Annotated in this window: 11 protein-coding genes and 1 tRNA gene; 7 read left to right on the top strand and 5 right to left on the bottom strand. The window is 57.3% G+C overall.

Annotated elements, in window-relative coordinates; genetic code table 11:
• Window positions 1-87 precede the first annotated feature (87 nt).
• From BDE40_RS05255 to BDE40_RS05245, 3 genes are all read left to right on the top strand, one after another.
• A complete protein-coding gene (locus tag BDE40_RS05255; RefSeq protein WP_134013390.1) occupies window positions 88-1,242 on the top strand; it encodes an aromatic ring-hydroxylating oxygenase subunit alpha in 1,155 nt (384 codons plus the stop codon).
• Entirely contained in the window at window positions 1,239-1,445 is a 207-nt protein-coding gene (locus BDE40_RS05250) for a hypothetical protein (protein ID WP_134013389.1), read from the top strand. Before BDE40_RS05255 ends, BDE40_RS05250 begins: the two co-directional genes overlap by 4 nt.
• A gap of 276 nt (window positions 1,446-1,721) precedes the next feature.
• A complete protein-coding gene (locus BDE40_RS05245) occupies window positions 1,722-2,306 on the top strand; it encodes a hypothetical protein (RefSeq protein WP_162848032.1) in 585 nt (194 codons plus the stop codon).
• Between the two features lie 211 nt (window positions 2,307-2,517).
• Here BDE40_RS05245 and BDE40_RS05240 read toward each other — a convergent pair whose 3' ends face one another.
• The 5 genes from BDE40_RS05240 to pdxH all read right to left on the bottom strand — a co-directional run bounded on the left by BDE40_RS05240 (window position 2,518) and on the right by pdxH (window position 8,799).
• Window positions 2,518-6,207 carry a vitamin B12-dependent ribonucleotide reductase gene (locus BDE40_RS05240; RefSeq protein ID WP_134013387.1) on the bottom strand — a complete coding sequence of 1,230 codons (3,690 nt, stop codon included), beginning with the start codon at window positions 6,205-6,207 and terminating at the stop codon, window positions 2,518-2,520.
• Between the two features lie 708 nt (window positions 6,208-6,915).
• A tRNA-Pro gene (locus tag BDE40_RS05235) sits at window positions 6,916-6,992 on the bottom strand.
• Window positions 6,993-7,037: 45 nt separating this feature from the next.
• Window positions 7,038-7,568, bottom strand: a complete 531-nt coding sequence (locus BDE40_RS05230; RefSeq protein WP_134013775.1) for a DUF192 domain-containing protein — start codon at window positions 7,566-7,568, stop codon at window positions 7,038-7,040.
• Window positions 7,504-8,034, bottom strand: a complete 531-nt coding sequence (locus BDE40_RS05225; RefSeq protein WP_134013774.1) for a cold-shock protein — start codon at window positions 8,032-8,034, stop codon at window positions 7,504-7,506. The genes BDE40_RS05230 and BDE40_RS05225 overlap by 65 nt, the downstream gene beginning before the upstream one ends.
• 159 nt (window positions 8,035-8,193) lie before the next feature.
• Window positions 8,194-8,799, bottom strand: coding sequence for a pyridoxamine 5'-phosphate oxidase (gene pdxH / locus BDE40_RS05220; RefSeq protein WP_134013386.1), 606 nt, complete (start codon window positions 8,797-8,799; stop codon window positions 8,194-8,196).
• A gap of 222 nt (window positions 8,800-9,021) precedes the next feature.
• Here pdxH and fabI point away from each other — a divergent pair, with 222 nt between their 5' ends.
• Genes fabI through BDE40_RS05200 form a run of 4 tightly spaced genes read left to right on the top strand, consistent with a single transcriptional unit; the run spans window position 9,022 to window position 12,161 of the window.
• A complete protein-coding gene (gene fabI, locus BDE40_RS05215) occupies window positions 9,022-9,825 on the top strand; it encodes an enoyl-ACP reductase FabI (RefSeq protein WP_134013385.1) in 804 nt (267 codons plus the stop codon).
• Window positions 9,822-10,436 (top strand): LysE family translocator, encoded by a 615-nt coding sequence (locus BDE40_RS05210; RefSeq protein WP_134013384.1) that lies wholly within the window; start codon window positions 9,822-9,824, stop codon window positions 10,434-10,436. The genes fabI and BDE40_RS05210 overlap by 4 nt, the downstream gene beginning before the upstream one ends.
• 13 nt (window positions 10,437-10,449) lie before the next feature.
• Window positions 10,450-10,950, top strand: coding sequence for a xanthine phosphoribosyltransferase (gpt, locus tag BDE40_RS05205; protein ID WP_134013383.1), 501 nt, complete (start codon window positions 10,450-10,452; stop codon window positions 10,948-10,950).
• 38 nt (window positions 10,951-10,988) lie between these two features.
• The gene (locus BDE40_RS05200; protein ID WP_134013382.1) at window positions 10,989-12,161 is read left to right on the top strand and encodes an aminotransferase; all 1,173 of its coding nucleotides are present in this window, start codon (window positions 10,989-10,991) and stop codon (window positions 12,159-12,161) included.
• Window positions 12,162-12,206 lie beyond the last annotated feature (45 nt).

Genomic DNA, 12,206 nt, shown 5'->3' with positions numbered 1-12,206 from the left:
CGGCGAGGCAAACCATGTCGCAGTGATACAAGTGATATAGCCCCGAATCTGGGAGGGTTTTCCAAATTCAGCTGTTGGGAGGCCGCTATGTCTACTGATCTCACCGCCGTTATAGCACCCATTGAACAGGCCCGGGGCCTGCCGAACGCCCATTACATCGACGAGGCGACCTTTGCCGAGGAAACCGCCGCCGTGCTGCACGCCACTTGGGCGGGCTTGGCCGTAGGGGCTGACGTGCCGGAAAACGGCGACGCGAAACCGCTGGAGTTTCTGGGGCTGCCGCTGCTGCTGATCCGCGACAAGGATGGCGATGTGCGGGTGTTCCAGAACACTTGCCGCCATCGGGGGATGATTCTGGTCTCCGAGCCACGCAAGATCGAGGGCGCGATCCGCTGCCCCTACCATTCGTGGTGCTACTCGACCAAAGGCAAACTGGTGGCGACCCCGCATGTGGGCGGTCCGGGGATGAATACCCATGAGGCGATAGACAACGACACGCTGGGGCTTATCGAAGTCCGCTCCCATATCTGGCGCGACGTGGTGTTCGTGAACATCTCCGGCACCGCCGCCCCGTTCGAGGAGATGCATGCCGACCTGATCGCCCGTTGGGCCGAGTTCGACCAGCCGATGTATCACGGCGGTGCGGACAGCAGTTTCACTTTGGCCGCCAAGACCAACTACAAGCTGGCCGTGGAGAACTATTGCGAAAGCTACCATCTGCCTTGGGTCCATCCCGGCCTGAACAGCTATTCGCGACTGGAAGACCACTATAATATCAACGAACCGGACAAGTATTCGGGCCAGGGCACCTTGGTCTATCGCCAGTTCGAGGGTGAAGGCGGCAAGCGCTTCCCCGATTTTAGTGGTCTAAGCGAGATGTGGAATGAGGGCGCGGAATATATCACGCTCTACCCCAACGTGCTGCTCGCCGCACAACGCGATCATGGCTACGCGATCATTCTTGAGCCAAAGTCGATCAACGAGACGCTGGAGCATGTTCATATCTATTACGCAGCTCCTCAGGTGGATGATGCGATGCGGGTGAAGAACACCGCGCTTTGGAAAGAGGTGTTCGAGGAGGACATCTTCGTGGTCGAGGGTATGCAGCGCGGGCGCTACGGACCGGGCTTTGATGGCGGCAGGTTCTCCCCCGCGATGGACGGCCCGACCCATTGCTTCCACGCATGGGTGGCGCAGCGGATACTGGATTACCGGCAAAGCCACGCCGTCGCGGCGCAGTGAGCCTTGATGCCGAATTGCTCGCCGCCCATGCGGCGGGTGATGTGGAGGCGTTGATCACGCTTTATACGCGGGCCTCGGAAGAAGCTGTGAAAGACGTCGCGCAGGGGTTCTACTTGACCCACGCCTATGTCTTCGCGCTGGAGGCAGGTGACGCGCGGGCCGCGGGACTGGCGGAGAGACTTCGTGTGCAAGGGCGGCTGTAACCCTAACGCGTCCCCCCCGTGTGTTCTGAAAATCTCTGAAATTGACGTAGGGCAACGCGGGCGATCTGTTTTTCTTGTATCCTACTCCCATCATTCTTGCCTCGAATTCAATGGATGCTCAAAAAAGCAAACGGGAGTTCGTGAGGCTGAACAGATGAAGGGACTGTAAGAGACGCGAGGTTATTGATGCGACGAGGTCTACATTGTTGGGCACTTCTTGTTCCGTTTCTGGCGTCTTTCGCCGTGTCGGAAACGCTCCTCTGCGATAATCCCAACGTGAGCGTCACGTTCCACCAACGCGACATTGCCGAACTGACCTGCAATGCCGTTGAACAAGCTGAAGCTTTAATTGATCAATGTGACCTGCCACCGCTTAATCGACCGGTGAGAATAGACATTGTTGACGACCTGAAAGCGGGATGCGTCGCGCTATATCATTGCGGGAAAGACCGGATTGAGGTGCTTGAGCCTCTGAAGATGCAAGCCCGGCGAAGCCCCAAAGATGCCTTTGCGTTTCTCGACATCACCCCTTATTTTCAGAGCGTTATAGTTCATGAACTCGCGCATTCGAACTTTGACGATGCGCCCTGCCCGTTTGAATCGTGTATCGCTGCGGACGAGTATATCGCTTACTCCATGCAAATCATGTCGCTGACTCCCGAGCAAAAAGCCGAATTCGTAGAGAATTCTGACTTGGACCGGAAGATAACACGCGATGAATTAAGTGCGATAATTCTCTTTATGGCCCCTACCCTGTTCGCCCGAAAGTCATGGGCGCATCTCTCACAACGCGATGATCGGTGTGGGTATCTCCGACAAATCCTCGATGGGACGATTTTGCTCGACTACGAACGGTTCTAGCGGACCGCGCCGACAAGTCGCGCCGCAATCGAGCGCAAACAACTATCTAATAAGAAAAAGGCCCCTTCCGAAGAAGGGGCCGAGGTTCACTGATCAGGCTCGTAATTATACCGCTCAAGTTTTTTTGCCTGCGGCCTGATCTGCGTCAGGGGCGAGCGCACCCGCCCCGGAACCCGAGCACTGCCCCGCAGGGGCCGCGCCGGTATCTTGTTTAGCTACAGCCGGATGTCCCGCCGCAGGTGTTGCACTTCATGCAAGTGCCGTTGCGCACCAGCGTGTAGTTGCCGCATTCGCCGCAAGCTTCGCCTTCGTAGCCTTGCATCTTCGCTTTGGTCCGTGCGTCCAGGGATGTGGCCCCCGAGGCGATTGCGCTCGTGACTTCCGGTACCAGCGTTTGCAGGGTTGCAACCGGATCGGCCGCACTGTCGAGCGCCGTGGCGCCCATCGTTGCGTGGCCCATGCCCATGCCGCCTTGCAGGACTTTCAGCTCTTGAGGCACGCGTTTGCGCAGGTAGCCGGTGGAGCTGATCTGCTTCAGCACCTCGAGCGATTTGGAGGCCGCAGTTTCCGACAGGTCGTCGATGTTCTTCAGGTTCTCGTCCTCGCCCCGACCGATATCGTCGAAGGTCGCACCCGTTGGCTTCACATGGGCCAGATCGGTGCGGTCCAAGTAAGACACAGCCAACTCGCGGAAGATGTAGTCAAGGATCGACGTTGCGTTCTTGATGCTGTCATTGCCTTGGACCATGCCTGCTGGCTCGAACTTGGTGAAGGTGAAGGCGTCCACGAACTCCTCCAGCGGCACGCCGTATTGAAGACCAACGGACACCGCGATGGCGAAGTTGTTCATCATGGCGCGGAAGCCTGCGCCTTCCTTGTGCATGTCGATGAAGATTTCACCCAGCTGCCCGTCTTGGTACTCGCCGGTGCGCAGATACACCTTGTGCCCGCCAACGACGGCCTTTTGGGTGTAGCCTTTGCGGCGCTCCGGCATCTTGGTGCGTGCGGTGGCTTTTTCAACCTCACGGATGATGATCTTTTCGATCACCTTCTCGGCCAGCACGGTGGCCTTTTCGTGGTTCGAGCCGGTCTCAAGGATTTCTGCCGCCTCGTCGTCGTCTTCCACCAGCGCTGCGGCCAGAGGTTGCGACAGTTTGGAGCCGTCACGGTAGAGCGCGTTGGCCTTGATGCCCAAGGACCACGACAGCTCGTAGGCTTTTTGGCAGTCCTCGATATTGGCGTCGTTTGGCATGTTGATCGTCTTGGAGATCGCACCCGAGATGAAGGATTGCGCCGCAGCCATCATGTAAATGTGGCTGTCGACGGACAGGAAGCGTTTGCCCTTCTTGCCGCATGGGTTGGCGCAATCGAACACTTTGTAGTGCTCTTCTTTCAGGTGCGGCGCACCCTCCAAGGTCATGGTGCCGCAAACGTGGTCGTTAGCGTGCTCGATCTGCTCTTTGCTAAAGCCTAGGTGGCGTAGCATGTCGAAGCTCGGGTTGTTCAACTCTTTGGCTGGAATGCCGAGAGTTTGCGTGCAGAACTCCTCGCCCAAGGTCCACTGGTTGAACACGAAGCGGATGTCGAAGGCGCTTGGAAGGGCGGCTTCGATCTTGGCCAACTCGGCCTCGCCGAAACCGTGGCCGACCAGCGACGTGTGGTTGATCCCCGGCGCGTTGCCGATGGTGCCGTGGCCCACTGCGTAGGATACGATTTCTTCGATCTGGTTGCTGGCATAACCGAGGTTTTCCAGCGCGCCTGTCACACCGCGGTTGATGATTTTAAAGTACCCGCCGCCGGCCAGCTTCTTGAATTTCACCAAGGCGAAGTCAGGCTCGATACCCGTGGTGTCGCAATCCATCACCAGACCGATTGTGCCGGTTGGCGCGATAACGGTGGATTGTGCGTTGCGGTAGCCGTGCTTCTCGCCCAGATCCAGCGCTTCGTCCCAAGCGGCCATGGCGAGGTTGACCAGATCTTGGTCAGGGCAGTTCGCGTGGTCCAGCGCCAGTGGCTTGATGTCCAGCTTCTCGTAGCCGTCATCATTGCCATAGGCCGCGTTGCGGTGGTTGCGGATCACTTTGAGCATATGCTCGGAGTTTTTCGCATAACCCGGGAACGGGCCCAGCTCTTTGGCGATCTCGGCGGAGGTTGCGTAAGACACACCGGTCATCAGCGCTGTCAGGGCACCGCACATCGCGCGGCCCTCTTTACTGTCGTAGCCGTAACCCATGTTCATCAGCAGACCGCCGATATTGGCGTAGCCCAGACCCAATGTGCGGAAGTCGTAGGAGCGCTGCGCGATTTCCTTGGACGGGAATTGCGCCATGGTGACCGAGATTTCCAGCGTCAGCGTCCACAGACGGCTGGCGTGCATATAAAGCTCTGCGTCGAACTTCTGATCCTTTTGGTAGGTCAGCAGGTTCATCGATGCGAGGTTACAGGCCGTGTCGTCCAAGAACATATACTCGGAGCACGGGTTGGAGCCGCGGATTTCGCCGTCTTCGGGGCATGTGTGCCACGCGTTAACGGTGTCATGATACTGGATGCCCGGATCGGCACAGGCCCAAGCGGCGTGGCCCACTTGCTCCCACAGGTCGCGGGCCTTGATGGTTTTGCAGACCTTGTTGTCCTTGCGGTTGATCAGATCCCAGTCACCATCGGCCTCGACGGCCTTCAGGAAGGCGTCAGTCACGCGGATGGAGTTGTTGGAATTCTGGCCGGAGACGGAATTATACGCTTCAGAGTCCCAATCGGTATCGTAGGTCGGGAACTCTATCGACGTGTAACCCTGCTTTGCATAATCCAGAACGCGTTTGACGTAAGTCTCTGGGATTGCGACTTTCTTTGCGTCACGGATCGCGTCTTTCAGCTGCTCGTTAGATTTCGGGTCTACGGCGTCTTCAAGTTTGCCGTCCCAACCTTTGATCGCTTGGAAGATCACATTGAGCTTTTGCTCGTGCATCTTGGAGCCCGCGACGATGGACGCCACTTTCTGCTCTTCAAGAACCTTCCAGTTGATGAACTCTTCGATATCGGGGTGATCCGCATCAACGATCACCATCTTGGCTGCGCGGCGCGTTGTGCCGCCGGATTTGATCGCGCCAGCTGCGCGGTCCCCGATTTTCAGGAAACCCATCAGGCCGGAGGATTTCCCCCCGCCTGACAGGCTTTCGCCAGCGGCACGCAGGGAGGAAAAGTTTGTGCCAGTGCCGGAACCGTATTTGAACAGGCGCGCCTCGCGGACCCACAAGTCCATGATGCCACCGTCGTTTACCAGATCGTCGGAGACGGACTGGATGAAGCAGGCGTGTGGCTGCGGGTGTTCATAGGAGGATTTCGACTTGGTCAGTTTGCCGGTCTGGAAGTCGACATAGTGGTGGCCTTGGGCCGGACCGTCGATCCCGTAGGCCCAGTGCAGGCCGGTGTTGAACCATTGTGGGGAATTCGGAGCGGCCATCTGTTTGGCCAGCATCACGCGCATCTCGTCGTAATAGGCCTGGGCGTCGGCTTCGGTGGTGAAATAGCCACCTTTCCAACCCCAGTAGCACCATGCGCCGGCAAGGCGGTCGAATACCTGCTTGGATGAGGTTTCGCCGCTAAAACGTTGATCTTCCGGAAGTTTGTTGAGCGCAGCTTCGTCCGGGACGGAGCGCCACAAGAACTCGGGGACGTTCTTTTCTTTGACCTTCTTGGTGGCCGCTGGAACACCCGCTTTGCGGAAGTATTTCTGTGCGATGACGTCGGAGGCGACCTGGCTCCATCCTGCGGGGATTTCGACGCTATCAAGCTTGAATACGATCGTACCGTCTGGGTTGCGAATCTCGGACGCTGTGGTGGTAAATTCCAGCGCCGTGTAGGCGTCTTGTCCGGCTTTCGTAAGCTTGCGGTCGATCTTCATTCGTCTGTTCCCCGATACCCAGGCGCAACATTGCGCGTGATAATTCCGTGTGACCTGCCTCATGCGGGCCGTGGTGCCGGATCGAAGACAAACTCTCTCGTCCCATGCTTGAGCATGGGCTGACATCTTGCGATGTAATGTGTCTGGAGTGTTGCCCCGTCCCGTTGCTGCTTCCCGCCACTATATGTGGTGGCTTGGGTGTCAGCTTGCACAACCTGACGTATCGAGCCCCATCGGGTCAACGGAATTTTTACCAGTTTGAGCGACAAAAATATGTTGACCTTCAGCAGGTCGGGGTTGCCGCGATTCTTTTGGCCGACCGAGCGAGAAAATGTGCACAGGACGCGCCAAAAAGAAAAACCAATCAAATTGGCCGACTTATCACTTTAAGCTAGGGTATTGAGTGAACTATCCACAGGCTTATCCACAGCGCCCAAAGCCCAATTCGATACACAAGCCCCACATGTAGGGGGTGGTGAAAGAAATTTTGTCTATATGTAGCTGAGTGGAGCTTTGTGCGATTATGTCACGCCCAATCGTGGTTAAACGGCACTTGAAAACAGAATCGCTCTGGACGCGTGGGGGCACCAGATCGCGCCACGTGACGGACATCGCCGAACATGACGCTAAAGAAGCCCCCTGAAACGGGCTCTAGAATTGATGGATGACTAAGGGGGTTAATTTTCTCTGATGTTCCAGAGGTTTAGATGGTCGGGGCGAGAGGATTCGAACCTCCGACCCCCTGTACCCAAAACAGGTGCGCTACCAGGCTGCGCCACGCCCCGACGATCTGAGGGTTTCCTAAACACCTTCTTCGGGTTTGAAAAGCCCTAACCGCAGGGCCAAAGCGCTTCATTTTGATTAAAGCTCGAATGCTGCAAAATATCGCCTGTCGAAATGCCGAATTTAGCAGCCAGACCACCGCCGATCTCCAGAACATGGGTCAAACCATCCCCACCCTGAATTGGCGTTTCGTCATGCGGGACGGCGTTCGCATGAATATGCGCGATCCGGCCTGTCGGCTCGACGAAAATCATATCAAGAGGAATCAACGTGTTTCGCATCCAGAATGCCAGAGGTTGAGGGCGCTGATAGACAAACAGCATTCCGGCGAGTTTGGGCAGCTTTTCGCGGTTCATCAAACCGACGGCCCGTTCTCGGTCGTCGTCGGCAATCTCGATACGGAACGAGATGGCCCCGAAGCCTCCCTTTATACTGACGCGGTTGTCAGAGCATGCGGCCGCAACGGGAACAATACCGGCAAGACCGGTCAGGACAATCGCAAGTGCGGTGGCTTTAATTGTGGTTGATTGCGTGGTCCCAAGCGTGGATTTCCGCAGCCATTTGGCCACGTTCCCCATCAACGACCCGAACACAGACGGCCTCTCCTGCCAGAAGGTCGGCAAGGCCGCATCTGCGCAAAACCTCGACATGAAGGAAGATATCCTCGCTTGAACCATAGGCATTGGCAAACCCGAAGCCCTTGCCCTTGTCAAACCATTTCACCCGGGCCGGAATCATTTCTACGTTATCATAGTCGGCGATGACGCTGGCGATGCCCGTGTCATCCGGATCCGCTTCCGGCGGCGTGAGCGACAGAACTTCAACCGCTTGCAGGCCACGATCAGTTTCTTGGACGCGCAGTTCTACATTGCTGGCATCCGCGACGGAGCCTTGCCCAAAGTTACGCAGCACATTTGCATGGAGCAAAATGTCGGGACCACCCTCGTCGGCGACAACAAAGCCAAAGCCTTTTACCGCGTCGAACCACTTAACCTGACCCACTACAAATCGCGTGGTATCAGCAACTTCACTATTCTGTGTCATCCACACTGCGTCGAATTTTTCGACGCCTCCAAGATTACCCATGGAGTACTCCCAACTAATGTTGGATCCACGTTCTCACATCGAGAGGTTTCAAGATAGGTAAGGGTTTCCTGCCCTCACTCCTTACGTGTACGTCAATTACGTATATTTTTGCCGTAGTTACGGACTTAGCCGTGATATCTCCCACGGACTATCCGGATCATTGCGTGCCCAGCGAAATCGGTCGTGGAGCCGCGCAGGCCCATCAGCCCATAATTCGATTTCAACGGGTCGTATCCGAAACCCGCCCCAAAACGGTGGCCTGTCGGGGTTTAAACCCTTCTCCGCCGTCACTTTCGCAACTTTTGCCATCAAGGCGCCGCGCGACGAAAGTGGCTGCGATTGCTTCGATGCCCAAGCCCCCAACCGGCTTTTGAGCGACCGCGACTTGTAATAGGCGTCCGCTTGTTCACCGTCTTCGCGCGACACTATACCACGAACACGCACCTGACGGCGCAAAGATTTCCAATGCATCACGAAAGCAGCGGTGCCGGAGCTGTCCAACTCGCGCGCTTTTGCACTTTCGTAGTTGGTATAGAAGACGAAGGCGTCGCTCTCGATGTCTTTCAAAAGCACCATACGTGCGTTCGGCAGGCCGCTTGCGTCCACGGTCGCCAGCGCGATCGCGTTTGGATCGTTGGGCTCGACCTTCTCGGCCTCAGCGAGCCAATGACGTGCGATCGCAAAAGGATCTTCGCCCGCGAATATTCCAGTTCTGTCGGTCACTCTATATTCCCACCGTGTTTCACCGCCGCACTATCGCCAATGAATTAAGGGCTCAACCCTGACGCCGCGTCGTTTTTGACCAATTGGCAAAATTATGCCTGCGCCAGCAATGGCGCTGTTCTGTTTCATATCTGCGCCTGAAGGCTCTGCCGCGACTTGATGCAGCCAGTGCTTTCGCCTAAACCATCCCAAACACAACAAGAAGTGGCCCTGGGGGACAATATGTCAAATGGATTGATGGCAGGCAAACGCGGCCTGATCATGGGGGTGGCCAATGACAAGTCCATCGCATGGGGAATTGCGAAAGCTTGTGCCGACCAAGGCGCCGAGATTGCGTTCTCATACCAAGGAGACGCCTTGCTAAAGCGGGTCCGCCCTTTGGCCGACAGCATCGGATCGAAACATGTCCTGCCCTGCGATGTGGGCGATGGCGCGTCGATTGATGCGTTGTTTGCAACGCTGGAAAAAGACTGGGGCGGCTTGGACTTCGTGGTTCACGCCATCGGGTTCTCCGACAAAAACGAATTGCGCGGCCGGTATGTCGACACCAGCGCCGACAACTTCCGCATGTCGATGGATATCTCTGTCTACTCGTTCACAGCAGTCGCACAGCGCGCCGAAAAGCTGATGAAAAACGGCGGATCTTTGCTTACGCTCACCTATTACGGCGCCGAAAAGGTCATGCCGCATTACAATGTCATGGGCGTGGCCAAGGCGGCGCTGGAGGCGTCGGTGCAGTATCTGGCCGAGGATCTGGGTAAGGACAACATCCGCGTAAACGCGATTTCGGCCGGGACGATCAAAACGCTTGCTGCCTCCGGCATTGGCGACTTCCGCTACATCATGAAGTGGAACGAGTATAACTCGCCACTGCGCCGCACTGTGACACAAGAAGAGGTCGGCAAGTCCGCCCTGTATCTGTTGTCTGATCTTAGCTCGGCGGTCACTGGTGAGGTTCACCATGTGGATGCAGGCTATCATGTCGTCGGCATGAAGGCCGTGGACGCGCCGGACATCGAGAAATGACATTAGCGGGCTTCGTTAGCGTCGCCCTTATTCATTTGCTTGCGGCGATCTCGCCGGGGCCGTCTTTCGTGTTGAGCGTCCGGTCTGCCGCGTCCGAAGGTCTGCGAACGGCCATGGGGCTGGCTGTCGGGTTCGGCCTTGCAGCAACACTATGGGCTGCTGCTGCATTGCTTGGCCTGTCCTTGCTGTTTGAAGTCGTCCCTGCCCTGTTCACCGCGCTGAAAGTCGTGGGTGGCTTGTTCCTGATCTATATCGCATGGAAGATGTGGCAACACGCCTCCGAGCCTTTGCCCGTTATTGCTGAAGGCACCGCGCCACGGTCTGTGGTCGGGGCGGTTTGGCTGGGTCTTGTTGCGATGCTTGCCAATCCCAAGCCAGCCGTGTTTTTCGGTGCCGTTTTCGTCGGATTGGTGCCGGTTGAGGCCTCCTTGGCGGACAAGCTTTTTGTCCTGTTCAATATCTTCTGGGTCGAAACCGCGTGGTATATGATTGTGGCGCGCGTCTTCTCGCTGCCCCGCGCCCGCACGGCTTACAGCCGCTTCAAATCGAAACTGGATCGCAGCTTTGGCGGTCTGATTGCCGCTCTAGGCGCTAAAATTGCCATCACCTGAGGGAACCTGACCAATGACCGACCGCCTGCCCCACGAAAAAGGCTTTCACATCAGCTGGGATCAAATCCACCGCGACAGCCGCGCGCTTGCGTGGCGTCTTGACGGGCATGGACCGGATAACGGCGCGTGGAAGGCCGTGGTCGCCATTACCCGGGGCGGCATGGCCCCTGCGATGATCGCCGCGCGGGAGTTGGACATCCGTACGGTGGACACGATTTCGGTGAAATCCTACGACAACCAGACCCAGTCCGAGGCCAGCGTTTTGAAGAAGCCGGACGACGCGTTGATGGGCGACGGCACGGGTATCTTGATCATCGACGATCTGGTCGACAGCGGCAAAACGCTGGAGATCGTGCGCAACCTCTATCCGAACGCGCATTTTGCCACCGTATATGCCAAGCCCAAGGGCCGCGCGCAGGTGGACACGTTCATCACGGAAGTCTCGCAAGACACATGGATTTTCTTCCCGTGGGACATGGCAATGCAGTATGTGAAGCCGTATCGCGGCGAGTAACAGGTCGGCTTCTAACCTCTTGTAGGGACTTCTAAATCATGCGTCTCAACCCAAATATGGCCGCTACCTTTCCGCCTCCGGTGATGGAGGCGCGGCGCTGGATTGACGGGGTCGAATTTCCAGCAGATCGCCCCCTGATCAACGTCTCTCAGGCCGCGCCTGTTGACCCGCCTCCTGCGCCTTTGCGCGAAGCTATGTCCAAATTCGTCCTCGAGGATGACGGGACGCATTTATACGGCCCTGTTTTGGGGTTGCCGGAGTTGCGGGCGGAAGTCGCATCGCAATGGACGGCGGCCTATGGTGGCGAGGTGGCGGCCGAGCAGGTCGCAATTACCTCCGGTTGCAATCAGGCGTTTGCGTCGATGATCGCGACCCTCTGTGCTGCGGGGGACGAGGTGATCATCCCGACCCCGTGGTATTTCAACCATAAGATGTGGCTCGATATGGGCGGGATTTCATCCGTGGCCTTGAAGGCAGGTGCCGGATTGCTGCCATCGGTCGATGAGGCTGCAAAGCTCATAACATCAAAGACGCGCGCTATCACGTTGGTATCACCAAACAATCCGGGTGGCGTGGAATATCCATCCGACCTGCTTGGCGCATTTTACGACCTGTGCGAGGCGCACGGCATCGCGTTGATCGTGGACGAAACCTACCGCGACTTTGACAGCCGCAGCGGTGCACCACATGACCTGTTTACCCGACAGAACTGGGACGAGACGCTGATCCAGCTTTATTCCTTCTCCAAGGCCTACCGGCTGACGGGGCACCGTGTCGGAGCGATGGTGGCCTCGGTCGCCCGTCTGGCAGAGGCGGAGAAGTTTCTGGATACGGTGACGATCTGCCCCAACCAGTTGGGGCAACGGGCCGCTTTGTGGGGGATGCAGAACCTTGCCGCGTGGCTGGGGGAGCAGCGTGCAGAAATCCTCGCCCGTCGAGCCGCGATCGAGAAACACTTCCCCAAGCTCGCCGCCAAGGGCTGGACGCTTCAAGGCAACGGCGCGTATTTCGCCTATATGACCCATCCGTTCGACGAGCCGTCCAATGAACTGGCCCAGCGAATGGTGCGCGATATCGGCGTTCTGTGCCTGCCTGGGACGATGTTCGTTCCCGAAGGTGATCCGTCCGGCGCAACGTCTTTGCGCATCGCGTTTGCCAATATCGACGCGGACGGCATCGCAGAGCTGTTTACGCGCATGGAAACCCTCTGATCCGCTTGCCCCTTTGGGGGGGACGGTTTAACAGGTTCCAACTGG

The organism is Litoreibacter halocynthiae (genome assembly GCF_004365635.1).
In the GTDB taxonomy this organism is placed as follows: Bacteria; Pseudomonadota; Alphaproteobacteria; order Rhodobacterales; family Rhodobacteraceae; genus Litoreibacter; species Litoreibacter halocynthiae.
The sequence above is the reverse complement of the archived record's forward strand: the minus strand, read 5'-3'. Positions and strand labels throughout refer to the sequence as shown.